The following is a 24,762-nucleotide window of genomic DNA, read 5'->3' as shown; positions in this document are numbered from 1 at the left end:
GGGCATGGCCTTTGCCACCGTCTTGCCGGACGTAGCGCAGTGAAGATCCGGGACCGGAGCGCCCGGGCGTTTCAAATGTATCTTAGAGATTTCTTGACTGCTTGAGGCGCCCCGGTCCCGGCTCGTGCTTCGCTCGGCCGGTTCCCGGTCCTTGTGGCTCATCAGCAACGAGAGAAGCCTTTAGGCAATGCTGGACGCACCTGCAAGGACCGCATAACGTGATCCGGCTGGGACGGGAAGGCGATGCAATGAACCTATCCGACGTGTTGCCGGAAATCAGGTCACTGCCGATCTGGCAGGGGGAGGTTAAGGTTGAACCGCTGGTGGGCGGGATCACCAACGTGAACTACGTTGCCGAAGACCAGACAGGCAAATACGTGGTGCGTGTCGGCGACGACATTCCGCTTCACCAGATCATGCGGTTCAACGAGAGATCCGCCGCGAGGGCGGCCCATGCGGCCGGGTTATCGCCCGCTGTCGTCTTTGCTGAAGGCCGCTTCACGGTGCTCGATTTCATCGAAGGCCGGACGCTTCGGGAAGAAGACATTCGTCATTCGGACTTGCTGCCGCGTGTTCTCGAGCTGGTCAGGGCATGCCACCAAAACTTGCCGTCCCACCTGCGCGGACCGGTTCTGGTCTTCTGGGTCTTCCATGTCATCCGCGACTATGGCGCAACACTGATCGAGCGCGGCTCAAGCCATGCGACGCTCCTGCCGGAGCTGCTCGAAGCGGGGAAGGAGCTGGAAGAAGCCGCCGGCCCGTTCGACATCGTTTTCGGCCATAACGATCTTCTGGCCAGCAACTTTCTCGACGACGGCAAGCGGCTCTGGCTGATCGACTACGACTATGCCGGCTTCAACACGCCGCTCTTCGATCTCGGCGGGCTTGCCTCGAACAACGAGCTGAGCGCAACCCAGGAAGACTGGATGCTGGAGACCTATTTTGCCGCCCCGGTCACGGACGGGTTGCGCAGGCGATACGGCGCCATGAAATGCGCGTCGCTGTTGCGCGAGACCATGTGGAGCATGGTTTCGGAAATCACGTCCACGATCGACTTCGACTATGCGGCCTATACGGCCGAAAACATTGCGCGGTTCCGCGCGGCGCTGTCGGATTTTCAAACAAACTGAGGACCGGAATGACGGAGCTCCCCAAAACCGCCAAGGCGGTTGTCATCGGCGGCGGCATCATCGGCTGTTCGACCGCCTATCATCTCGGCAAGCTCGGCTGGACGGATACGGTCCTCCTGGAGCGCAAGAAGCTAACCTCCGGGACGACCTTTCACGCAGCCGGTCTTGTGGGCCAGTTGCGATCCAGCGCCAACATCACCCAGCTCCTCGGTTATTCCGTCGATCTTTACAATCGGATCGAGGCGGAGACAGAGCTTGGCACAGGCTGGAAGATGAATGGCGGGCTGAGGCTTGCCTGCAACGAGGAGCGCTGGATCGAGGTCAAGCGCCAGGCGACGACGGCGCACAGTTTCGGCCTGCCGATGGAACTCTTGACGCCATCGGAAGCCAGGGAGCTGTGGCCGCTGATGGATGTCTCGGACGTGGTCGGCGCGGCCTTTCTGCCGACGGACGGACAGGCCAACCCGTCCGACATCACGCAGGCCCTTGCCAAGGGCGCGCGCATGGCAGGGGTGAAGATCTTCGAGGACACGGAAGTCCTGGACCTGGAGATCGACAAGGGCCGGATCAGGGCTGTTCTGACCAGTGCGGGCCGCATCGAATGCGAAAAGGTGATCTGCTGCGCCGGCCAGTGGACGCGGGACTTTGCAAAGCGTTACGGCGTCACCGTGCCACTGGTCTCCGTCGAGCACCAGTACATGATCACGGAAGCCATCGACGGCGTGACCTCAACTCTGCCAACCCTGCGTGATCCGGACCGCCTGACCTACTACAAGGAAGAAGTCGGCGGTCTCGTCATGGGCGGCTACGAGCCGAACCCTATCCCCTGGGCCGTTGACGGCATTCCGAAGGACTTTCACTACACGTTGCTCGACAGCAACTTCGATCACTTCGAACAGATCATGGAACTGGCGCTGGGCCGCGTTCCGGCACTTGCGAATGCCGGGGTCAAGATGTTGACCAACGGTCCGGAAAGCTTCACGCCCGACGGCAATTTCATCATCGGCGAGGCGCCGGAGCTGCGGAATTTTTATGTCGGCGCGGGCTTCAACGCCTTCGGTATCGCCTCCGGCGGCGGGGCGGGGATGGCGCTGGCGGAATGGGCTCACAAGGGCGAACCGCCTTTCGATCTCTGGGCCGCGGACATTCGCCGCTTCGGCCGGCCGCATTTCGATACCGACTGGGTGCGCACCCGCACGCTCGAAGCCTATGGCAAGCACTACACCATCGCCTGGCCGCATGAGGAGCACAGCTCCGGCCGGCCCTGCAGAACGTCGCCGCTTTATGGCGCGCTCGCAGAACAGGGCGCCTGTTTCGGAGAGAAGCTCGGCTGGGAGCGGCCGAACTGGTTCGCGGATCTGACAAAGGGTGAAAAGCCGGAGGATATCTACAGCTTCGGCCGCCAGAACTGGTTCGAGGCCGTTGGCCGCGAGCACCAGGCGGCCCGGGAGGCGGCGGTTGTCTTCGACCAGACATCTTTCGCCAAATACGCGCTGAAGGGTCCGGACGCCCTGGCGGCTCTCGACTGGATCTGTGCCAACAGGATCGACAAGCCGGCCGGATCGCTGACCTACACCCAGATGCTGAACGACAGGGGCGGTATCGAGTGCGACCTGACCGTCGGCCGGGTGTCAGAGGACGAGTTCTACATCGTCACCGGGACGGGCTTTGCGACCCACGACTTCGACTGGATCCGGCGCAATCTTCCAGACGGCGGCGATTGCCAGCTCTTCGACATCACTTCGTCTTATGCCGTTCTGTCGCTGATGGGACCGAAATCGCGCGACATTCTCCAGGAGATGACACGGGAAGACCTCTCGAACGAAGTCTTCCCTTTCGGTTGCCTGCGCACACTTGGCCTCGCCGGGGCACCGGTCCGGATGCTGCGGGTGACCTATGTTGGCGAACTGGGCTATGAGCTGCATATCCCGGTGGAACACGCCCGGACTGTTTATGCCGCCCTGATGTGGTCGGGCGTCAAGCACGGGCTTGTCAACGCCGGTTACCGCGCCATCGAGTCGCTTCGCCTCGAGAAGGGCTACCGGGCATGGGGCGCCGATATTGGTCCGGATCACACGCCGCTCGAAGCCGGGCTCGGCTGGGCCGTCAAGTTGCGCACGGACAAGAACTTCAAGGGCAGGCAGGCATTGGAGGCACAGCAGGCCAGCGGCATCAAAAAGATGCTGGCCTGTTTCACAGTCGATCCGGGCGTGGTCCTGCTCGGCCGCGAGACGATCTACCGCAACGGTGAGCGGGCAGGCTGGCTTTCCTCGGGCGGCTACGGCTACACGGTCGGCAAATCCATCGGCTACGGCTACGTGCGCCATCCGGACGGGGTCACGGCTGACCACGTGCTTTCCGGTTCCTATGAGCTGGAAGTTGCCACCGAGCGTGTGGCCGCTGAGGTCACGCTGTTGCCGCTTTACGATCCTCAGATGTTGCGGGTGAAGGCCTGAGTTTCAGCGCCTTTCTTTGAAGAATGTCTTCAGAAGCTCCGCGGCTTTTGTTTCGCCAAAACCGGAATAGACCTCCGGCGCATGGTGGCAGGTCGGCTGACAGAAGAAGCGCGTGCCGTGATCGACAGCGCCGCCTTTTTCGTCGCCTGCGCCATAGTAAAGCCGGCGGATGCGGGCAAAGGAGATCGCCCCGGCGCACATGGGGCAGGGCTCCAGCGTCACATAGAGATCGCATTCGGGCAGGCGCTGCGAGGCCAGTTGCGCGCAGGCCGCCCGGATCACCTGAACCTCGGCATGGGCGGTCGGATCGTTCAGCTCAAGGGTGCGGTTGCCGTCCCGGGCGAGCACCTTGCCGCCACAAACCAGAACCGCGCCGACCGGCACCTCGCCGCGCGAAGCCGCTTTCCCGGCTTCTTCCAGGGCCAGATCCATGAATGTGGACTCGCGATTTGTTTCCGAGGGGCTCATAGGGTCTGTCTGGCTATGGTTTCGGGGCCGGTTTCTGCCTTCTTAGTGCGATTTGCGGGCGCCGTCAGCCCCACCGGGCGGCGAGCCATGCATTGACGGTAGGGGACAGTTGCAGCAACTGGTGAAAACAAGCGATTCCCGAACGGCTCAAGCTCTGCTATGACGCGCGCATGACGACAAGAAAATCTTCTGAGCGCCCGGGTCCGGCAAAAGGCCGGGGGCGTGACAGCCGTGCACCGGAAAAACGCCGGTCCGCACCGAACGGCGCTCCCAAAAAGGGCCCCAGGAAAGCAGCTCCCGAGCGCTCCGGCCCGAAGCCGGCGCCCGCACGTGTGGCCGACGATGCGCCTGAGCGCGGTGAACGCATTGCCAAGGTGATGGCGCGTGTCGGGCTCTGCTCGCGCCGCGACGCCGAAACCTGGATCGAGAACGGCCGCGTTGAACTCAACGGCAAGGTCCTGACCACGCCGGCCGTGACCGTGACGCCTGACGACAAGGTTCTTGTCGACGGCGAGCCGCTGCCCTTGCGCGAGCGCACGCGGCTCTGGCTCTATCACAAGCCGCGCGGCCTGGTGACCACCAACAAGGACCCGGAAGGCCGGTCGACCGTGTTCGACCGTCTGCCGGAAGACTTGCCGCGCGTGCTGACGGTCGGCCGCCTCGACATCAACACTGAAGGCCTGCTGCTGCTCACCAATGACGGCGGCCTTGCCCGTGTCCTGGAACTGCCCGCCACCGGCTGGCTGCGCCGCTACCGCGTGCGCGCCTTCGGCAAGGTGACGCAGGCCGATCTCGACGGTCTGAAGGACGGCGTCGCCATCGACGGCGTTCTCTACGGCTCGATCGAGGTCACGCTTGACAAGGAGCAGGGCGGCAACGTCTGGATGACGGTCGGCCTGCGCGAGGGCAAGAACCGCGAAGTGAAGCGGGTGCTGGAGCATATCGGCCTCGCCGTGAACCGGCTGATCCGGGTGTCTTACGGCCCGTTCCAGCTGATGGACCTGCCCGAAGGCGACGTCCGCGAGATCCGTGGCCGGGTCCTGCGTGACCAGCTCGGCGACACGCTGGCCGAAGAAGCCGGTGCCGATTTCGATGCGCCGATCTTCCATATGCCGAAGGAAGAGCCTCAGCGGAAGTCCGCGCCGGCAAAGCGCGCCGGCGGCAAACCTGGTGGCAGATCCGACGATGGGCGTGAAACGAGCCTGGGACGCTGGATGTCGACGCGCGAAGGCCAGTCGGAGACCGACCGCAGGCGGGCCGCGAAGACCGAGCGGAACGAACAGCGCCAGGAACGCAAGAAAACCGCAGGCGACCGTCCGCGCAAGAATGCCGGTCCGCGCCAGGAAAAGGTCTCGCCGCGCTCGCGCTTCCGCCTGACTTCAGAGCCGCGCCCGCGCCGGGAATTCGGCGACGACAGACCCGCACCGCCACAGCGCAAGATCTGGGGCGAGGAAGGTATTGTCGAGGACAAGCAGCAGGAAAACCGCACCGGCCGGGACAAGCCCGCCCGTGGCAGGCCGGCTGGCGGCAAGTCATTTGGTGACCGCCCTGGCGGTGGCAAGTCCTTTGGTGAAAGATCAGGCGGCGACAGGCCACGGGGCGAGAGGCCTAGACGAGACGGGCCGAGAGAAGACAGGCCTAGACAAGACGGGCCTAGACAAGACGGGCCGAGAGATGACCGGCCCCGCGAATTCAAGCCGCGCGGCGACCGGCCGCGTGGTGACGGGCCACGTGATTTCAAGTCGCGCGGTGACCGGCCAAATCGCGAGCGGTCCGGCGATGACAGGCCAAGCCGCGGTGGGTTTGGCCGTGACGGGTCCGGACGTTCCGGTCCCGGGCGTGATGGGGGCGACCGCCGTGGTCCGCCCAAGGGAGGACGCGGCCCGCGTCGCGGAGACCGCTCGTGAGGATCGTTGCCGGCCGCTTCAAGGGCGCGGCGCTTGCCGCGCCGAAGACGAATGGCACGCGCCCGACCAGCGACCGGCTGCGCGAGACCATCTTCAACATCCTGGCCCATGGCCTCGATGTGGATCTCGACGGCGCACGGGTGCTGGATCTCTTTGCCGGCACCGGCGCGCTGGGGTTCGAGGCGATCAGCCGCGGCGCGCGTCACTGCACCTTCATCGAGGAAGGCACGGAAGCGCGCGGCGTGATCCGCCGCAACATGGAAACGCTCGGCCTCAACGGCGCCTCCAAGATCTTCCGCCGCGATGCCACGCGCCTGGGCAGCGCCGGAACCATCGATCCCTTCGATCTGGTCTTTCTGGATCCGCCCTATGACAAGAAACTCGGTGAAAAGGCACTCGCCTCCGCCGCTGAAGGTGGCTGGCTGAAGCCCGGCTCCCTGTGCGTGCTGGAAGAGCGGTCATCCGCGGCTATCGATATTCCGGAAGGCTTCGAAGAACTCGACCGGCGCCAGGCCGGCGACAGCCAGGTGGTCTTTTTGCGCTATGGCGGTGGAGACGCGTCTTAGGATCAGCAAGACAGCCTTCCGTCGGCCTTGTCCTGCTTTCCCAACCTCATCCTGAGGAGCGCGCTCGCGCGCGTCTCGAAGCAACCATGTTTATGAGATTGTTTTTTGGCTCCAGTCCTTACCGTCTCGGACCATAGCGTTGAGGATGGTGATGAGTTTACGGACGCAGGCGATGATTGCCTTTTTCTTGCTGGCGCCGCCTTTGGTGAGGCGCTGGTAGAAGGTTTTGATGATCGGGTTGAAGCGGACTGCGGACAGGCTTGCCATGAAGAGAGCCCGCCGCACGCTGGCACGGCCGCCTGCAATCCTGCTTTGACCGCGCATGGTACCGCTTTGCCGGATGAAGGGGGCAACGCCGACGAGGGCGGCAATGGCGCGGCGCGAGACCTGGCCCAGTTCGGGCATGAAAGCCAGGAGCGAGACAGCCGCGCCCGGCCCGATGCCGGGAACGCCTTGCAGTTGCTCGTAGCGCCGGTGCAGGTCAGCCTTTTGCCGAATGCAGGCCTGGATCAGGCGGTCCAGATCAGCGATTGCGGCTTTGTTTGCTTCTTGCAGCCTGTGAAGCAACTGCAGCAGAGCGGGATCGTCATTGAGGCCGATCTGATTGGAAAGGCGGGTCCTTTCGGCCACCAGCGTCTCTCTCACGGTGGCGTATTGCGCCAGTTTGGCTTCCGCCTCGTCGGGCTGGGGAGCTGCCGGCGGATCGAACACCTGCGCGAAACGGGCCAGAACGGCCGCGTCCTGCGGATCGGTCTTGGCCAGAATGCCCGCAGCCTTGGCAAAGTCCCGGACACGGCGCGGGTTGACCACGCAAACGTGCAGCCCGCACCTCTGAAGCTCCCGGGCTGCTTTGCGCTCGTAGCCGCCGGTCGCTTCCATCACCACGCGTTCGACGGCAAAGGGCGACAACAACGCGACAAGCTCTGCCCATCCGGCAGGGTCGTTGCCAAAGCGCTCTCGCGTATCTCCCGGGAGCACATGCACATCCAGCGTCGCTTTCGATACATCAATGCCAACAAAGTAAACTGTCGCGTCCATCTGTCCCTGCCTTATCTACGCACTCTTGTGCGAGCAACCATTCGGGATAAGTTGGAAAGCGGACCGGGAGCCTTGCTTCGAACGGACTGCGAGGTGCCGAGGATGGTACGGTCTCCGGCCCGCTTGGGAGAGCACTCAACGGCTCTCCCAAGTCAACTTCTACCAAAGTCCGAACAGATAAGGATGGGCCACGAGTTCACGAATTTGCCGCCTATCCTTCGAGACGCCTGGCTAGCCAGGCTCCTCAGGATGAGGTTGAGGGGAGGCTTGGAAGGTGGAGGCATAGGTCAGGAGGCCAACCCAAAGTGCGTTCTCACCGACCGCCAGGCATCATGATATAGGCCGTCTTCTTCACCGGCAGGGTCGAGCGGCTGACGACGAGCAATGGATCCGTCGCCCGCACAATGTCGTAGCCTGCCTCCTGGGCGCGGCCCATGAATGCTTCCAGGGCACCGGCGAAGTGGAAATGCATCGGGATCACCATTGCCGGGCCGATGCTTGCCAGGACATCCATCAGGCTGTTCAGGCGCAGGGTGGACGTGTTGTCGATCGCCGCAAAGATTATGTCGATCTGGCCGAGCCGCGTCAGGTCTTCCTGGGTCAGCCGGTGATGCAGGTGCCCAAGATGGGCAATGCAGAGATCCGCGACCTCGAAGATGAAGATCGAATTGCCGAGCCGCCGCGTTTCCCCGTCCCAGCCGCGGATATTGGTCTGGATGTTGCGGATACGCACGTCTCCCACCGTCAGATCGTGATCCATCGGCCCGCCCTGGGGATTCCAGCCGAAGAGCAGGTGCTCGATATTGGGATCAGGATTGAGCGAATAGTGGGTGCTGTGGGCCCCGTTCATGGTCGCGACGGTTGGTGTCAGGAACGGGCGGTAACTGTCATTGTAATCGGTGGCGATGCGCACGCCTTTGGGCGTTTCCACTTCAAACGTGGAATGGCCGATATAGCGGATCTGAACTTCGCCCGCCTGAAGGGCTGCCTGCCAGACCCGGGCTTCTCCAGGACCTGGAGTGAGATATGGGGCTTCCGCCACCAGCTGGCAGACCGCCTGCGCAGGGCCAGCGAAGACGGCGGCCATGACCAGGCCGAGCAGAAGGGAGAGGAAGCGCGCAGGTCTGCGGCTCCACGTTCGCAACAGTCGAATAGCGGTCAAGCGCAGATCCATGGCAGCCGTCCCCGGAACAGGTCCTCTGCCTGATTGTAGCGGGCAAGCCCTTGAGGGCAAGGTACTGGACGGGGATTGGGCCCTATTGCCCGAAACTTGGGAGATTTATGACCTGATTGCCAAAAGAAAAGGCAACCGGTTCGCGCAGATTGCTGCGAAGGCGGTTGCCTGAGGTGGGGGCGGGTGGGAGGAAGGACCAGCCCCGGAATGGACTTTCAAATTCTCTTTTCAGACCACGTAGAGGCTGATCGGTGCCTTGCCGTGTTTGGTCTTGGTTTCGATGCCGGCATTGTTTGGTGCTGCTGCGCTGCTTGCCTGGCTGTGGATCAGCTCGCCCGCATGCCCGGCTTCCATCACCAGCGCCTGCCGGCTGCACAGTGTCGCCAGCGACAACCCCAGACGCCGGAAATGGCTGCGGCGATAGCAATAGACAGCCAATGCCGCCCGCTGTTGCTCCGGCAGCTGGCTGCCCACATCGGCGACCGCATTCAGGGTCGTGTCGAGCAAACGCTTCAGCAAATCGTCCGATACCGGACACGCTTCCAAATCCATTGATCCCGAGGGCCGCATTGATCTGCTCCTAAACCTTTAAGAAAAGTATTTCGGAACTAGATTAATGATCTGTTAAACGCACGTTCCGGCCCAATAGAAAGGATTTATCTGGTGAAATGTGCGAATGTTGCGCTCAAGTAACTTCCATTGTTTGTTTTGTCAGTTTCTCAAGTTGCTGCCGGGTTACGTCGCGCAATGACTCCGCCTTGTCCAGGATCCGGTCCGCTTTCATGAAATCGAGTACGCGGATGGTGTCGTGTGGCGGGCTGACCAGGATATCTGGTTGATCCAGCTTCAGTTTTTGCTTCGTGATGGTCTGCATCAGGATCTGCGACGAACCGAAGAGCGAGTCCAGCATTCTGATATCACCCTCGTCTTCCCGCGGCACGGGAGCGCCGACGACATCGACGGCAATCACGATGTCGCAGGTCTTGCGCAGACCGTCAAACGGCAGTGGATTAACGACACCGCCGTCGATCAGATAGCGCTCGCCGACTCGGACCGGCCGGAAAAGAGCGGGAATCGCGATGGAAGCTGCAAGCGCCGGTAACAGCGGGCCGCTGTCGAAATCGACCTCCTCGCAGCCGTAGAAATCCGTTGCCAGCATGCGCAGCGGAATTTCCAGATCCTCGAAGGTCTCCGGCAGATACTCGGAAACAAACACCTCCAGCACCCTCAAGGGATCGAACTGCACCGGGCCGGAACGGAACATCTCGGCAAAGCGCCGGGGCCGGAGCTGCCACAGGCGGGACAGAACAGAGTTGCGGTCGGCAAAGATTTCCAGAGCAATCTCACGGATCTCCTGGCCGCTGCGGCCGCTGGCATAGGCTGCTCCCATGAGCGCGCCGATGGAAGTGCCGTTGATCTGGACCGGTTTCAGGCCGAGATCGTCGAGCGCTTCCAGGACTGGAATATGCGCGAAGCCGCGTGCGCCGCCACCGCCTAGGGCAAGTCCGATCCGGGGAGAAGGGGAGGAGGGCATGGTCCGGGTCCGTGGTTCTGAGGGCGTTATATCTTCCACATGGGGGCTTGCCCGGGGATTGCCAAGCTTTCCCCCGAAACGGAAAGACCCCCGCCTGGCTGCGGTGGCTCAGATGACGAAATAGAGATCGTCAGCGGAGGCCGACATCCAGTCGGTCGCTTCGCAGTAGGGCATCGGCCGGGCGATCAGGTAACCCTGGATCGAAAAATCGCCCATCATCCGCAGCCGGTCATATTGCGCCTCGGTCTCCACGCCCTCGCAGACGATGCCGATATTGAGCGAGCGTGCCAGATGGATGAGCTGGTTGACGATGACTTCCTTCTTCGGGTCCTGCAGCATCTGCCGGGTGAAGGAGCGGTCGATCTTGAGGCCGTTGATCGGCAGGTCCGCGACGTGTGACAGCGACGCGTAGCCGGTGCCGAAATCGTCCAGTTCGATGTGGACACCAAGTTCATAGAGCTGGCGCAGCACGGCCAGATGGCCGGAGCGGGTATCGTTCAGGAAGACCGATTCCAGCACTTCTGCGGTGATCCGCTCCGGGCCGACCTCATAGCGCGCCATGGCCGCCTTGAAGTGATCGAGAAGCATGCCCGAGGCGAGATGCGCGGGCGAGATATTCACCGAGACCCGGCCGAAATTCAGCCCCTCGTCCAGCCATTGCCGCGCGGCGGCGAGCGCCTTGTCGATGACGATCTCGCCGAGGATCGGTGCCAGTCCGCTTTTTTCGACGACCGGCAGGAAGTCGGCCGGCGAAATCGTGCCGCGTTCGGGATGTTGCCAGCGCACCAGAGCCTCGACACCGGTCACTGCCTGGGTTCTGAGGTTCACCTGGGGCTGGAACACCAGGAAGAACTGGTCGTGCTTGACGGCATCCTTCAGCTCCAGCTCGATCTGGGCTTCCGTTTCGCTGTCGGTCCGCATATCCGGCTTGAAGAAGGTGTAGCGGTCCTTGCCGTTTTCCTTTGACTGGTAAAGCGCCAGATCCGCGTTGACCAGTAGCGTGTCGAAATCCGCCCCGTCATCCGGACAGAGCGCCAGACCCATGCTGACCGTCGGCCAGAACCGGTTGCCGTGATATTCCATCGGCATGCGCATCAGCCGGCGTGCGCGCTCGCACAATTCGTTCGGGTCGGAGGTGCTGCTTTCGGCCAGGATGACGAATTCGTCTCCACCCCAGCGATAGGCGGTGCCGAGGCCCCTGCAGACTTCCCGAAGCCGCTTGCCCGTCTCCTCCAGGCAGTGGTCGCCGGCAAGATGCCCAAGCGTATCGTTGACCCGCTTGAACCCGTCCATGTCCACATGCACCAGGAAGGCGGGCTTCTCGCCCTTTTCGAAGCGCAGCTTGGCGTCGCGCTGACAACCGGCCCGGTTGGAGAGCTTGGTCAGGGGATCGAAATAGGCCAGCTTCTCCGCCCGGACCTTGGCTTCTCGGGTTTCCGTCTCCCGTTGCACCCTTTCCGAAACGTCGTTGGCGATCGCGACGAAGAGATCCCGGTCGCGGTCCTTCAGCATCTGTACTCTGAGGTCCACCGGATACTCACTGCCGTCCTTGCGCCGGTGCACGCTTTCCACGGACAGGCTCTCCCGGTAGCCCTTCAGGATCGGTGCCACATGACGTCGGACGGTGTCACGATCATAAACCGGGTCGATGTCCCAGATCCGCTGTGACTTCAACTCTTCCAGGCTGTAGCCGAGATTGGTCAGGGCGCAGCGGTTGGCGTATTCGATCTGGAAGGTCTTTGAATCGAGGATGTAGATCTCGTTGAGAGAGGATTCCAGAATATTGGCAAGCAGATGGTTGCGCTGTTCCGCAAGGTTGCGCTCGGTGATGTCGTGGACGGTGCCGAAAATCTTGGCGGCGCGCCCGTCAGGACCTGCCAGCACATAGCCACGCATATGCAGGTGCTGGACGCTGCCGTTTTCGTGAACCATCGAATGTTCGACGTCGAACTCGCCGCAGCGTTTGACTGCTTCGGTGACGATCGAAAGCGTGCGCTTGTGCTCGTCGGCCGGGATGCGGGCAAAGATACGGGCCTGCACTTCCGCGGGAGGCAGATCTGGCGAGACCTGCATGATCCGGAAAAATTCCTCGGACCCGTGAATCTCGTTGGTGTCGATGTTGCGCACCCAACTCCCCACATGGGCGATGCGCTGTGCCTCGACCAGTTGAAGCGCGCTGCTCTCAAGCTTCTGTGTGTTTTCGCGAACCTCCGCTTCCAGGCGATTGCGTGTCGTCTGGACGGAGGCCTGCAGACGCGACAGCAGCCGGAAGACAACGGTCCAGGCGAGCAGCGCCATGCCGGCACCGGCCATCAGGGAAAGCAACGTTCCTTCCGCAAAGGCCCAGACATTGGCGGTGATGTCCTTCACCAGCACCATCCGGACATCGTCGCGCGGGTTCAGGACGGTGATCGGCAGCGTGCGGGCCATGAAAACCTTGCCGTCCTGCAGTGTGAAGCGGTTAAGGCTGCCACCTGCGACCGCTTCCTCGAAGTTGAAACCGGCCGTTTCCGGATCGCCGAGAACCTTGTAGCGCAGGATGCTGCCGTTCAGACCACCTTTTTCCGTGAATTCGCAGACCTTGACGATCCGGCCATTGACCGCGGAGCCGGCAAGGGCGAGCGACTGTTCGATGTCGATCGAAAGCTTCAGGTAGCCGATCAGCGAGCCGCCGGCCGTCCAGGGTCTGAAAATGCTGACCTGGAAACGATTGTCGGGTCCAAGCTCGATTTCGTTCGAGCGGCGGGTGAGGCTGGCCGTCAGATCTTCTTCAAATGTCGGGACGCCCGACCCGGTCAGACCTTCGCCACGGGCGCGGTAGACGAGTTGCCGGTCTGCGGAATAAACGGTGAGATCCGCAATGTTCAGACCTGCGGCCTTGCCGGAGAAAAGCTGGTCGGCAATCATCTCTATCTTGTGCAGGTCCTTGTTCCGGACCGCATATTCGAGGGCCTTGTTGTCGCTGAGGGTAGCGACCGTCTCGTCCAGCGTGCTTTCGCCGAGGGCGCGCTGATGCATCAGCAGCCTCTCCGCAGTCTGGATCACCTGCTCCTGCGGCTCACGCAGGTTCCGGTATTCGGCAACGATATTCTGAAAGGTCAGGACAGCAGCGGTCAGGATCAAAAAGGTCAGAAAAACGGCCCGGAGCGGCTTCTCGAACCGCGCCTCGTCCTCGCACCATTTGGCAATCACGCGGTCCAGGCCATCGCTGAGGCTGTGCAGGCGCGGTCTGCCTTCACGCACGTCTTTCCGTTGCCAGATTTCCTGCTTGCCCACGCGTTATACCCGTTCCCCCGAGCAGCCACGGCTGCGCTTTGTCCGGCAAGGAAGGTCCGCTTGTTGTTGTTCCCACCGGGCGCGGTGAAATTATGCAAACAATCACTGCCAAATTTCTCAATAGGCGGTATTCGTTAAATTGTCTTGAATGTGTTTCTTAAATCTTATTAAGCGGCGAATCTTGCCGGCTGGTTGTGTTGACGGGTTTTCCGGGTTGAAATGCTTTGAAGTGCGCAAGCCCGCGACATGTCTTAAGGTAATCGGCCTGACTTCGTTCAGCGGGTAAAGAACTCAAGCAAGGCATTCAGTGTTTCCGGCGCCGCCTCTTCAGGCAGAAAGTGACCGCAGGCAAGAGCCTTGCCCTTGGCATTCGGACACCAGCCCCGCCAGACCTCCAGGGGATCGTCCACGCTCATTGCGATGCCCCTGCTGCCCCAGAGCGCCAGCAGGGGCATGCCGATCTTTCGTCCGGCCTCCACATCCGCCCGGTCATGCTCGTAGTCGACCGTCGCGCCCGCACGGTAATCCTCGCAGGTGGCCGAGATGCGGTCGGGGTCGCGGAACCAGCCTCTGTTGTGGGCCAGTGCCGCCCTGGAAAAGCAGGAGAGGGTCTTGGCCGCAGTCCAGCTGGCAAGGGTGTGATCGAGAAAGCGGTTCGGTGCCGCAGCGATCATCTTTTCCGGAAAAGGCGCTTTTTGCGCCAGGAACATCCAGTGATAGATCTTCAGGCCGAACAACCGGTCCATGCGATCCCAATAATCGATAGTCGGCAGGATATCGAGCACCGCGACGCGCTGAACGGCTTCCGGATGGTCGAGCGCAAGCCGGTAGGCGACCCGTCCGCCGCGGTCATGCCCGGCCAGGAAGAAAGACGGGTGACCAAGGACATGCATCATTTCGACGAAGGTTTCCGCCCAGACCCGCTTGGAATAGGCCAGGTGGTCGTCGCTCAGGGGCGGGATCGAGGAGCGGCCATAACCCGGCAGGTCGGGCACGATGACGGTGAAGCGTTCCGCAAGCCCGGGTGCCACCTTGTGCCAGCACATGTGGGACTGCGGATAGCCGTGTAAAAGCAGGAGCGGCGGTCCCGAGCCGCCGGTCCGGCAAAACAACCCCACGCCGTTGGCTTCAACGGTAATGCTGTCAAACCCTGGAAACAGGTCCGGCAGGTTGTTCGTCAAGTCTGTCTCCCCAGCCCAGATCGGAAGAGACTACCTGTGATTTCAACTCGCTGCCAAGCCCTCAAAAGTGCTGAAAGCCGGCGGCCGTCAGCGCTTGCCTTCCCGGGCGATTTCCCGCCAGCCGATGTCGCTGCGGCAGAAGCCTTCCGGCCAGTCGATCCGGCTTACTGCCTCATAGGCACGCTCACGGGCCTCGGCCACTGTGGCACCGACTGCCGTGACGTTGAGCACTCGGCCGCCATTGGCGAGGATCCGGGTGCCGTCCTGTCTGGTTCCGGCGTGGAAGACCGCAAGATCATCCCTCGGGGCTGTGTCGAGACCACGGATTTCCGTGCCCTTTTCATAGCTGCCCGGATAACCGTTGGCCGCCATGACGACGGTGAGGGCAACCTCGTCCCGCCATTCGGCCGTCATCTGCGACAGCCGCCCTTCAGCGCTTGCCAGAAGCAGCTCCAGAAGATCGCTCTTGAGGCGCATCATCAGCACCTGGCATTCCGGATCGCCGAAACGGGTGTTGTATTCGATCAGCTTCGGACCGTCCTTCGTCAGCATCAGCCCGGCGTAAAGAACGCCCTTGAACGGCGTGCCGCGTCTGGCGAGCGTTGCGATGGTCGGCTCGATGATGGTGCGCATGACCTCGGCCACCAGCGCGTCCGTCAGGACCGGCGCCGGGGAATAGGCGCCCATGCCGCCGGTATTCGGACCTTCGTCGCCGTCAAAGGCGCGCTTGTGGTCCTGCGCGGTTGCCAGCGGTAGCGCGCTGGTGCCGTCGGAAAGCACGAAAAAGCTAGCTTCTTCTCCTTCCAGGAATTCCTCGATCACCACTTCCGCACCGGCCTCGCCGAAGCTGCCGTCGAAACAGGCCCTGACTGCGTCCTCGGCCTCCTTCTGCGTCATGGCCACGACCACGCCCTTGCCAGCGGCAAGTCCGTCGGCTTTCACCACGATCGGCGCGCCCTTCTCGGCCAGGTAAGCCAGTGCGCCGGCCGCGTCGTCGAAACGGCCGTAACCGGCGGTCGGAATGTTCGCCTCGTCGCAGACGCCCTTGGTGAAGGCCTTGGAGCCCTCCAGCTGTGCAGCTGCCTTCGACGGCCCGAAAGCCTTGATGCCGGCAGCATCCAGATCGTTCACGAGACCGGCCACGAGCGGGGCTTCCGGGCCGACGACAACGAAGTCGATCTCTTTGGCGCGGCAGAAGCCAATCACGGCCTGATGATCGTTCACATCCAGATCGGTCAGCTCAGCAACCCCGGCAATGCCGGCATTGCCCGGTGCCGCATAAAGCTTGGTGAGCCTCGGGGATTTCGCCAGCGCCCAGGCAAGGGCGTGTTCGCGGCCGCCGGAACCGATCAGGAGAAGTTTCATGAAGGGGCAGTCTCTCGGATGAGGGGTGACGCAGGACGCCGGGAAACGCAGGGTTCCGGCTTTGAGCGCGGTCTAACATGCAGGGCCGCGCACCGCAATTGGCGGAGCGCCCCAAAGTCTGCTGTTTCCGGCTATCCCGATATCCTCGCTCAGCCGCCGACGGTTACCCGGCAGTAGAGGATATTGTCCTTCTTGAGATCCGGCCCCCAGATGAAATGCGCCGAGTTCTCCCAGTCGATGCGGTCATAGCCGTCCTTCGGGCCAACCTCGCGGGCGCTGTGCACGCTTGCCCGCGGCCAGGCGCTGTCGTCGAAGCCGGGAGCGGTCCAGTCTGCGGGCACATCGACCCGTGTTTGCGCACAGGCGGGTTTCGAGACATCGGGATTGCGCTCCCTGGCACAGGAGGCATCGGCCGGAGCGGACTGAACCGTCAGGCAGCGCCAGTCTGCGTCCGTCACCGCGAGAAGCTTGCCCGAGGCCACATCCCTGAACTGGGCAATGGCGCCGCCGTCACCAAGCTGCTGGCGCCGGGTGCCGATATATTCCAGGCCCGTCTCGTTCTCCATGAAGTCCCGGAACTCGAAGGCAAGGGTCATCGGATAGTCGGCGTTGAACTCGAACCGCTCTGCGTTGAAAGAGCGTTCCGTCTTGATCGAAACGCTGTCCTCGATGAGCGGCTCGCCATTGACGGAAAGCCTGAACCAGTTGTCCACCCAGACCTCGCCAAGCACCTTGTGCGCACCGGAACCGTCGATCCGCCGTTCAACGAGATCGGCCCCGCCACCCGGTCCGGGCGGACGGTTGCCGTCGCCCGGACGGGGTGGCGGTGGTCCCTTACCGCCACCGGGCGGGGGAGGTGGTGGCTGCTGTGCGAATGCCGCAGAGGGAACAGTGGTCAGGCCAAGCGTGAGCGCGACGAGGATCGCGGTTGCAGATCGGGTTTTGATAGTCACGGCAAGCTCCCTCAATCAGCGAATCCTGTCCACGATAGCGGCACCTTGCCGTCTTGCGGGATGAATTTCCAATGAAGTATCGCTAGAAGGGCAGTTCAAGGGGCACTTGTGGCGGTTGAACCGCCGGGCACAGTCAACAGGACGGAACGACATTGTTTTCCACCAAGGATACCGGACCGGTCGCCGATGCGGTCAAGCGGCACTGGGTCGACACGCGTTTGCCGGCTGCCTTCAGGCCCTATGCACGCCTTGCACGCTGGGAGCGGCCGATCGGCTGGTGGCTGCTTCTATGGCCGTGTCTCTGGTCTGCGGCACTGGCAGCAGTTGCCGCCGGTCAAGGCTGGCCCAATCCCTGGCACCTTCTCTTGTTCTTCATCGGCGCCGTCGCCATGCGCGGGGCAGGCTGCACCTATAACGACGTCGTTGATGTCGACATCGATTCCAGGGTGGAACGCACCAGGTCGCGGCCGATCCCGGCGGGACAGGTGACGAAGTCGCAGGCGAAGGTCTTCATGGTGCTGCAGGCCCTGGTTGGGCTGGTGGTGCTGTTGCAGTTCAACACCTTCACCATCTTGCTCGGCATGGCCTCTCTCATCCCGGTCGCGATCTATCCGTTCATGAAGCGGGTCACCGACTGGCCGCAGCTGTTCCTGGGCTTCGCCTTTTCCTGGGGCGCGCTGATGGGCTGGGCGGCGGTCTTCGGGTCGCTGTCCTGGTCGCCGCTCTTTCTCTATTTCGGCGGCATCTGCTGGACGATCGGTTACGACACCATCTACGCCCATCAGGACAAGGAAGACGACGCCCTGGTCGGGGTGAGGTCGACGGCGCGTCTCTTCGACGAGTACACCAAGCCGGTGCTGGTCCTGCTCTATGCCTGTGCCACGGCGCTGTTTTTCCTGGCGGCCATGTTTGCCGATGCCGGTCCCGCCGCCTTTCTCGGAATTCTTGCCGGTCTCGTTCACCTCGGCTGGCAGATTGCGGTGCTCGATATCGACGACGGCGACCAGTGCCTCAAGCTGTTCCGCTCCAACGGCACCTATGGCTGGATCCTCTTCGCAGGCTTTGTCGCAGACGCGCTGATTGCCTGGCTCTGACACGCCGCCCAAACGAAAAAGCCCCGCAACCGGCGGGGCTTCTTTCAATATCCTGGCTGGTCGTCAGGTTCTTGCGATGATTTCGCGTTCGTTCGCGTGAACCGTTGTGTTGCCGGTCTTCAGGCCGGGCAGGCGACGGTTCAGGAAGCGCGGGCGGCGGCCCGTCAGGAGGCGCAGCTTGCGGCGCGGCGCGGGCTTGGCGGCCGGAATGGCACTGTAGGCCTCGATCGGCTTCACCTTGCCGCCGAGGTCGCAGACCAGCATCGGCAGGTTGAAGACCTGGGCCCAACGGCTCCACAGGACCGCAAGATCGTCGGATTTCTCGGTTTCCGCGAGAGTGATCGACAGGGCGCTGTCCGGATGTTTCAGGATCAGAGCTGCCAGGATCTCGCCCGGCTCGGCCCCCGGCACGATCCGGACCATGACGCCATCGAAGCCCTGAGCCGGAACCACGACCATGACCGGAACCCCGGCGACGCGGCGCTTGATGACCACCCTGTCGCGGTCAAGAAAGATTTCGGCTGGCAGGGACGGTGTTCCGGGCCGGGATTCGAGCCGCTGCTCGAAGTGAGCCGGCAGGCAACCGGGATGGGGCATAGCGTTGCTGCCTGTCCCGGTTGCCGCCTGTTCCTGTATTTCTGTTTGACGTCTCAAATGACTCTCCACCGGACCTTTTGGTCGGACCATTTTTGGTCTCTCGATGACTTCAAACCTACAGTAGAAAAGTCGTGAACCGCTTAAGAGACAGAGTTAAAAAAGTCTGATTTTAAAGAGGGTTACTGGAATGTAATCGAAGCAGTAACCCCTCGTTCAGGCCTGTGGCGACAAGTGCGCTCCCACAACCCTGGAGGGCGGTGGAAGCTCCCATACGGTTTGGGTTATCTCCCCGCCATATTTGGGGAAATTCGATCCAGGCTTGCGGCAATGCAACCTCTTGCCGGAAATTGGCAGAAGCCCCATCTCCCCGGGAAAACCTCCGGCAGCGGCCTGAAATCCGCTTCCGGGGCAAGCGGATTGTTGGCAACATGGCCCGGCGGTTGCGGCTTGGGCGCGTGGAGCGTAAACAACTGCCGGACCCCCTGGCGAAAGAGCGGACAGATGTCGGAACTGATCGATCAAAGCGAATTGCAATCCCGGGCCGCGCGCCTTGTCGAGGCCGCCCGCAAGGCCGGGGCCGATGCCTGCGACGCAATCGCAGTGACAGGCGTTTCGCTGTCCGTCGATGTGCGCGAGGGCAAGGTGGAGGAAACCGAGCGGGCCGAGGGCGACGACGTCACCTTGCGCGTCTTTGTCGGCAAGCGCACCGCCGCGGTCTCCGCCAATCGGCTGGACGATCCGTCGAGCCTGGCCGAGCGTGCCGTCGCCATGGCCAGGGTCGCACCGGAAGACCCGTTTGCGGGCCTGGCCGATCCGGCGCTCCTGGTAAAGGACTTTCCGGTCCTGGAGCTTCTCGACACGAAGGAAATGACCGCCGAGGCACTCACGGAGATCGCCCTCGAAGCGGAAGCGGCCGGACTTGGCGTCGACGGCGTCAGCAAATCCGGCGGGGCCGGGGCTTCCTGGCGTCTTGCCGGCGTGGTTCTGGCCACCAGCCATGGCTTCGAGGGTTCCTATATCTCGTCGCGCTACGGCATGTCGATGACGGCGGTTGCCGGCGAAGGCACCGCCATGGAGCGGGATTATGATTTCGACAGCCGCACCTTTTTTGAAGACCTGGAAGCGCCGTCCGAGATCGGCCGGCGCGCGGGCGAGCGCGCAGTGCGCCGGCTCAATCCGCAGAAGCTCTCCACCCGCACCACCAACGTCATTTATGAATCGCGTGCCGCGCGCAGCATTCTCGGTCACCTCGCCGGTGCCATCAACGGCGCTTCCATCGCCCGCAAGACCAGCTTCCTCAAGGACCAGATGGGCAAGTCTGTGTTCGCACCCGGTATCAAGGTGGTCGACGATCCCTTCAAGCGCCGCGGTGCGGCCACAAGGCCGTTTGACGGCGAAGGCACCCGCGCGGACGTCCTGAACATGATCGAGGACGGCGTGCTGCAGCACTGGTTCCTGGACGGCGCCTGCGCGCGCGAACTCGGCCTGACGCCCAATGGCCGCGCCCATCGCAGCGGCAGCGGCACCTCGCCGGGCTCCACCAACCTCACGCTGATGCCGGGAGAAAAATCCCTCGAAGAGCTGATGAAGGATGCGGGCCAGGGGCTTCTGGTGACGGATCTCATCGGCCATGGCGTCAATGGCCTCACCGGGGACTATTCGCGTGGCGCGGCCGGCTTCTGGTTCGAAAACGGCGAGATCGTCGAAGCCGTCAGCGAAATCACCATTGCCGGCAATCTGAAGGACATGTTCCAGAGGCTCGTGCCAGGCAGCGATCTCGACAACCGCTATTCCACGGCAACGCCGTCAATGTTGATCGAGGGCATGGCTCTTGCCGGAAGCTGACAAGGGCGAAGACAAGGCAGCGGACCTGAAAAACCGGCGGGCTCCAGCGCATGCCGAGCCCGAAGCGGATCTTGAGCTCCTTGAGGGCGCTGCGCGGGAAGCCGGCGAACTGGCCTTGAGCTATTTCGGCAAGGACCCGGAAAGCTGGTTCAAGGGCAAGCCGGGCGTTTCACCCGTTTCCGAAGCCGATCTGGCTGTCGACCGCTTGCTGACCGCCCGGCTGCGCGGTGCTCGGCCGGGCTATGGCTGGCTGTCGGAGGAAACCGCAGACGACCGCTCCCGGCTGGAACATGAGCGCGTTTTCATTGTCGATCCCATCGATGGCACACGGGCGTTCCTGGCCGGTGGCGACGAATGGACGGTCGCGGTCGCCGTGGTCGAAGCCGGGCGGCCGGTTGCCGGTGCGGTCTTTGCGCCGGTGCGCGGAGAAATGTTTCTGGCCCGAAAGGGAGGCGGCGCCTTTCTCAATGGGGACCGGATTTCCGTTTCCGGACAGACTGACATCGCCGGTGCCACCCTGACGGGACCTCATTCGATTGTTGCCAATGCCGACGTCCTTGCAGCCGGTTTCAAGGGCACGGACATCCTCCGCTCGCTTGCCTACCGCCTCGTCACGGTTGCAGCCGGACGTGTGGATGTGGGAACCGCGCGGGGTGGTCCGAGCGATTGGGACCTTGCGGCGGCCGATCTTTTGGTGCAGGAAGCGGGCGGCAGACTGACGGACATCTCCGGCCGCGACCTGATCTACAATCGCGCCAAGACCGGACACCCGGCCCTGATTGCGGCACCCGCCGCGTTGATCGGAGCCGTACGGGCCGTGCTCGGCCGCGTGATCGGATAACGCCTCTGCCAATGTGACGGAAAGCGAGGAAATTCATGAGTGAGACCGGCACCCCGAAACAGCTTCTGCACCTGGTGTTCGGCGGCGAACTGGAAACGCCGGAAGGATTGACCTTCCGCGATCTGGAGGCCCTCGATATCGTCGGCATCTATCCGAACTACGCCGAAGCCTACACGGCCTGGAAGGCCAAGGCCCAGGCCACTGTCGACAACGCGCATATGCGTTATTTCATCGTTCACATGCACCGTCTGCTCGATCCGGAAACGGCTTCTTAAGCGGGCGCTCTCAGGCGACAACAAAAATGATCAAACGCCTCGGCCGCCAGCCCTGGGTCCTTGCCGCGATCGGCTCCCTGATGGCCGCTTACCTCAAGCTCGTCTATCGCACCAACCGCTTCGTCATCGAACCGGAGGGCGTGCACGCGCAAACAGAGGCAGACCTGCCGGTGATCGTTGCCATGTGGCACGGCCAGCATTTCATGGTGCCCTTTGCCAAGCCGTCGCACTGGCCGGCCAAGGTGATGATCTCCAGGTCCGTGGACGGGGAAGTCAACGCCATTGCGGCAAGCAAGTTCGGTCTCGGTCTCATCCGGGCTTCCGGTGGCCGAAATGCCCGCCAGATCAAGAAGCGTGGCGGCATGAAGGGGTTCATCGAGGCACTGAAGGCGCTGCGCGACGGCTTTTCAATCGCCATGACGGCCGACGTGCCCAAGGGCCCCTCGCGCCAGTCCGGCGTCGGCATCGTCCAGCTTGCCAAGCATTCCGGCCGGCCGATCCTGCCAGTCGCGGTGGCGACCAGCCGCAGCATCGAGCTCAACAGCTGGGACAAGGCCAGTGTCAATCTCCCCTTCGGCCGCGGCAGCATTGCCGTCGGCGACCTGATCTGGGTGCCGTCCGAAACAGAAGAAGACGCACTCGAGACCTACCGCCTCAAGGTGGAGGAGGGGCTGAACGCGGCCACGAAACGGGCCTATGAACTGGTCGGAAGGGCGGATGGCTGAGCGGCGCCCCTTTCTGATCAGCGCCTATCGGGGGCTCGCCTGGGCCCTTAATCCCGTGTTTCATCTGCTGTTTGCCCTGCGCAGCCGGGCTGGCAAGGAAATCCGCACCCGCAAGGGCGAACGTTTCGGCCGTGCCGTACTGGAGCGGCCGGAAGGCCGGCTGGTCTGGATCCACGCTGCCAGCGTTGGCGAAACCATGTCCGTGCTGCCGCTCATTGAGGCCCTGACGACCTCCGGCTGCAGGGTGCTTCTGACCACCGTGACGGTCACGTCCGCGGAGCTGGCCGCGACCCGCTTGCCGAACGGCGCGCTCCATCAATTCGTGCCTTATGATGCACCGGGACCTATCGCCCGCTTTCTGGACCATTGGGCGCCGGATCTTGCGATGGTTGTCGAATCTGAAATCTGGCCCTGCCTCTTCGATGAATTGCGCCGCCGAGACACGCGCTTCGTGCTTTTAAACGGCCGCCTGTCCGACAAATCCTACCGGAGCTGGGCGAAGGCCCCCGGTTTTGCCGGCTATCTGTTCGGCTGTCCGGACGCGATCCTGGCGCAAAGCACAGCCGATGCCGGCAGGTTCCGGCAGCTCGGTTGCCGGCGGGTCGAAACGCCCGGCAATCTCAAATTCGACGCTTCGGATCCGGTGGCCCAACCTGTCGCAACGCGCGAATTGCTGGCGCAGCTGGACGGCCGTCCTGTCTGGCTCGCGGCACTCACCCATCCGGGCGAGGACGAAATCGTGCTCGATACCTTTACGCAGTTGCGGCAGTTGTTTCCGGCACTGCTGCTGCTGCTTGTGCCCCGCCATCCTGCCCGGGCAGATGCCATTTGCACCCAGCTGGCCGAGCGCGGCCTGAAGGTTGCCCGCCGCAGTCTGGCGCAGAACATCGACCCTGCCACCGACGTCTATCTCGGCGATACGCTTGGCGAGATGGGGCTCTTCTATGCCCTGGCGCCGGTCACGTTCCTGGGCGGGTCCTTCACCGATGCCGGTGGGCACAATCCTCTGGAAGCGGCCCTGGCCGGCTCGGCGCTGGTCACCGGGCCGAAGGTTGCCAATGCCCGTGCCGTCTACAAGGACTTCTGGATCGGCGACGCTGCAATGCGGGCGGAAACACCGTCGGAGCTGGCGGAGAAGGTTGGCGGGTTATTGCATGATCCTGCCGCTGCGACGCGTCAGGCGGAACGGGCCCGCGCCATCGTGGAAGCCGGTCGCGGTGCGCTCGCCAAGACGCTGGACCTGCTGCAGCCTTACCTGTCGAAACGGGAGGGTTCATGAAGAGCGCGCCGGACTTCTGGTGGACGCGGGATTTTTCCCTCGCCGGGTCTCTGCTGGCGCCGTTCGGCTGGCTCTATGGACTGGTATCGGGCCGGCGTATGCTGAAACGGGCCAAGGCCAAGAGCCGCCTTCCTGTCGTCTGTGTCGGCAACTTCGTTGTCGGCGGCACGGGCAAGACCCCCTTTGCCATTGAGCTTGCCTACCGGCTGCAGGAAGACGGTTTGCGGCCGGGGTTCCTGCTGCGCGGCTATGGTGGCAGCGCCAAGGGGCCGCTTGTCGTCGACGCTGCCGCCCACGATGCCGACGAGGTCGGCGACGAGGCCCTATTACTTGCGCGTTACGGACCGACGGTGGTCTCCTCGGATCGCCCGATGGGCGCCAGGCTTCTGGAGCGTCAGCCTGTCGATGTAATCCTGATGGACGACGGCTTCCAGAACCCGGCACTGCACAAGGACCTGAGCCTTGTGCTGGTGGATTGCACCGTCGGGTTCGGCAACGGGCGCTGCCTGCCCGCAGGGCCGCTCAGGGCACCGGCGCAAATGCAGATACGAAAGGCGGACTGTCTTGTTCTGGTTGGCGACGGTGATGCGGCGGAAGAGGCGACGCATCTGGCCGGACGCAAGGGCCTGCCGATCCTGCACGCCCATTTGCACCCGCAGCCCAATGACGAACTTTTGGGCAGGAAGCTCTTTGCCTTCGCCGGTATCGGCCGGCCGCAGAAATTTTTCCTGACACTGAAGGAACTTGGCTACGAGGTGAAGCAGACCCGGGCCTTTCCGGATCATCATGCCTATAGCGAGTCGGACGTGAAGGCGCTGCTGACGGAAGCGGAGGCGGCAGGGCTCACCCTCGTCACCACGTCGAAGGACATGGCACGGCTCGAAACCTCGAATGGCGAGCTGTTCCACTGGATTTCGGCCAGCACGGCCGTTCTGGAAGTGCGCATGGATATCGACGACGAGGACCGGCTGTCGGACCTCATCAAGGAGAAGCTGCGACGGCTGAAATTCGAGAGCTGAGCCGGGGTTGTAGAGCATCGTGCGTTCAGGAGAACGCAC

The 24,762-nt window shown here is 62.8% G+C and carries 21 protein-coding genes; 11 read left to right on the top strand and 10 right to left on the bottom strand.

What is annotated here, in order from left to right:
- The first annotated feature begins 263 nt into the window (after positions 1-263).
- Positions 264-1,130, top strand: a complete 867-nt coding sequence (locus tag ACX3M4_RS11455; RefSeq protein WP_459359413.1) for a phosphotransferase — start codon at positions 264-266, stop codon at positions 1,128-1,130.
- An 8-nt stretch (positions 1,131-1,138) separates the two neighbouring features.
- Complete coding sequence (locus ACX3M4_RS11450; protein WP_459358710.1) at positions 1,139-3,586, top strand: GcvT family protein; 2,448 nt, start codon at positions 1,139-1,141, stop codon at positions 3,584-3,586.
- 3 nt (positions 3,587-3,589) lie between these two features.
- Here the strand turns inward: ACX3M4_RS11450 and ACX3M4_RS11445 are convergent, their stop codons facing one another.
- Positions 3,590-4,054: a nucleoside deaminase gene (locus ACX3M4_RS11445; RefSeq protein ID WP_459358709.1), complete on the bottom strand. Its 465-nt coding sequence runs from the start codon at positions 4,052-4,054 to the stop codon at positions 3,590-3,592.
- Between the two features lie 170 nt (positions 4,055-4,224).
- On the opposite strand from ACX3M4_RS11445, the gene ACX3M4_RS11440 reads away from it, so the two are divergent.
- Together ACX3M4_RS11440 and rsmD are read left to right on the top strand one after the other, a co-directional pair.
- Entirely contained in the window at positions 4,225-5,961 is a 1,737-nt protein-coding gene (locus ACX3M4_RS11440; protein ID WP_459358708.1) for a pseudouridine synthase, read from the top strand.
- On the top strand, positions 5,958-6,527 hold the full coding sequence (gene rsmD / locus ACX3M4_RS11435) for a 16S rRNA (guanine(966)-N(2))-methyltransferase RsmD (RefSeq protein WP_459358707.1): 570 nt from the start codon (positions 5,958-5,960) through the stop codon (positions 6,525-6,527). Before ACX3M4_RS11440 ends, rsmD begins: the two co-directional genes overlap by 4 nt.
- Before the next feature lie 90 nt (positions 6,528-6,617).
- Here the strand turns inward: rsmD and ACX3M4_RS11430 are convergent, their stop codons facing one another.
- The 8 genes from ACX3M4_RS11430 to ACX3M4_RS11395 form a co-directional block, all read right to left on the bottom strand.
- Entirely contained in the window at positions 6,618-7,565 is a 948-nt protein-coding gene (locus tag ACX3M4_RS11430; protein ID WP_459357664.1) for an IS110 family RNA-guided transposase, read from the bottom strand.
- A 313-nt stretch (positions 7,566-7,878) separates the two neighbouring features.
- Positions 7,879-8,739, bottom strand: a complete 861-nt coding sequence (locus ACX3M4_RS11425) for an MBL fold metallo-hydrolase (protein WP_459358706.1) — start codon at positions 8,737-8,739, stop codon at positions 7,879-7,881.
- Positions 8,740-8,967: 228 nt separating this feature from the next.
- Positions 8,968-9,291, bottom strand: coding sequence for a hypothetical protein (locus ACX3M4_RS11420; RefSeq protein ID WP_459358705.1), 324 nt, complete (start codon positions 9,289-9,291; stop codon positions 8,968-8,970).
- Positions 9,292-9,424: 133 nt separating this feature from the next.
- A complete protein-coding gene (locus tag ACX3M4_RS11415) occupies positions 9,425-10,273 on the bottom strand; it encodes a patatin-like phospholipase family protein (protein WP_459358704.1) in 849 nt (282 codons plus the stop codon).
- Between the two features lie 108 nt (positions 10,274-10,381).
- The gene (locus ACX3M4_RS11410; RefSeq protein WP_459358703.1) at positions 10,382-13,549 is read right to left on the bottom strand and encodes a putative bifunctional diguanylate cyclase/phosphodiesterase; all 3,168 of its coding nucleotides are present in this window, start codon (positions 13,547-13,549) and stop codon (positions 10,382-10,384) included.
- A gap of 275 nt (positions 13,550-13,824) precedes the next feature.
- The gene (locus ACX3M4_RS11405; protein WP_459358702.1) at positions 13,825-14,730 is read right to left on the bottom strand and encodes an alpha/beta fold hydrolase; all 906 of its coding nucleotides are present in this window, start codon (positions 14,728-14,730) and stop codon (positions 13,825-13,827) included.
- 87 nt (positions 14,731-14,817) lie between these two features.
- Positions 14,818-16,095: a phosphoribosylamine--glycine ligase gene (gene purD / locus ACX3M4_RS11400; RefSeq protein ID WP_459358701.1), complete on the bottom strand. Its 1,278-nt coding sequence runs from the start codon at positions 16,093-16,095 to the stop codon at positions 14,818-14,820.
- A gap of 149 nt (positions 16,096-16,244) precedes the next feature.
- Positions 16,245-17,048, bottom strand: a complete 804-nt coding sequence (locus ACX3M4_RS11395; protein ID WP_459358700.1) for a PEBP family protein — start codon at positions 17,046-17,048, stop codon at positions 16,245-16,247.
- A gap of 152 nt (positions 17,049-17,200) precedes the next feature.
- Here ACX3M4_RS11395 and ubiA point away from each other — a divergent pair, with 152 nt between their 5' ends.
- Positions 17,201-18,142, top strand: a complete 942-nt coding sequence (gene ubiA, locus ACX3M4_RS11390; RefSeq protein ID WP_459358699.1) for a 4-hydroxybenzoate octaprenyltransferase — start codon at positions 17,201-17,203, stop codon at positions 18,140-18,142.
- Between the two features lie 63 nt (positions 18,143-18,205).
- On the opposite strand, the gene ACX3M4_RS11385 is transcribed toward ubiA, so the two are convergent.
- Positions 18,206-18,796: a DUF6101 family protein gene (locus tag ACX3M4_RS11385; RefSeq protein WP_459358698.1), complete on the bottom strand. Its 591-nt coding sequence runs from the start codon at positions 18,794-18,796 to the stop codon at positions 18,206-18,208.
- A gap of 444 nt (positions 18,797-19,240) precedes the next feature.
- Here ACX3M4_RS11385 and ACX3M4_RS11380 point away from each other — a divergent pair, with 444 nt between their 5' ends.
- From ACX3M4_RS11380 to lpxK, 6 genes are read left to right on the top strand one after another with little or no spacing between them, the layout of a single operon-like run.
- Positions 19,241-20,584, top strand: a complete 1,344-nt coding sequence (locus tag ACX3M4_RS11380) for a TldD/PmbA family protein (RefSeq protein ID WP_459358697.1) — start codon at positions 19,241-19,243, stop codon at positions 20,582-20,584.
- Entirely contained in the window at positions 20,571-21,425 is an 855-nt protein-coding gene (locus ACX3M4_RS11375; protein WP_459358696.1) for a 3'(2'),5'-bisphosphate nucleotidase CysQ, read from the top strand. Before ACX3M4_RS11380 ends, ACX3M4_RS11375 begins: the two co-directional genes overlap by 14 nt.
- Before the next feature lie 35 nt (positions 21,426-21,460).
- Entirely contained in the window at positions 21,461-21,700 is a 240-nt protein-coding gene (locus ACX3M4_RS11370) for a DUF4170 domain-containing protein (protein ID WP_459358695.1), read from the top strand.
- 26 nt (positions 21,701-21,726) lie between these two features.
- Complete coding sequence (locus ACX3M4_RS11365) at positions 21,727-22,425, top strand: lysophospholipid acyltransferase family protein (protein ID WP_459358694.1); 699 nt, start codon at positions 21,727-21,729, stop codon at positions 22,423-22,425.
- Positions 22,418-23,704: a 3-deoxy-D-manno-octulosonic acid transferase gene (locus tag ACX3M4_RS11360; RefSeq protein ID WP_459358693.1), complete on the top strand. Its 1,287-nt coding sequence runs from the start codon at positions 22,418-22,420 to the stop codon at positions 23,702-23,704. The genes ACX3M4_RS11365 and ACX3M4_RS11360 overlap by 8 nt, the downstream gene beginning before the upstream one ends.
- Positions 23,701-24,723: a tetraacyldisaccharide 4'-kinase gene (gene lpxK / locus ACX3M4_RS11355; protein ID WP_459358692.1), complete on the top strand. Its 1,023-nt coding sequence runs from the start codon at positions 23,701-23,703 to the stop codon at positions 24,721-24,723. The genes ACX3M4_RS11360 and lpxK overlap by 4 nt, the downstream gene beginning before the upstream one ends.
- Positions 24,724-24,762 lie beyond the last annotated feature (39 nt).

This window comes from Roseibium sp. M-1 (assembly GCF_054515675.1).
The sequence above is the reverse complement of the archived record's forward strand: the minus strand, read 5'-3'. Positions and strand labels throughout refer to the sequence as shown.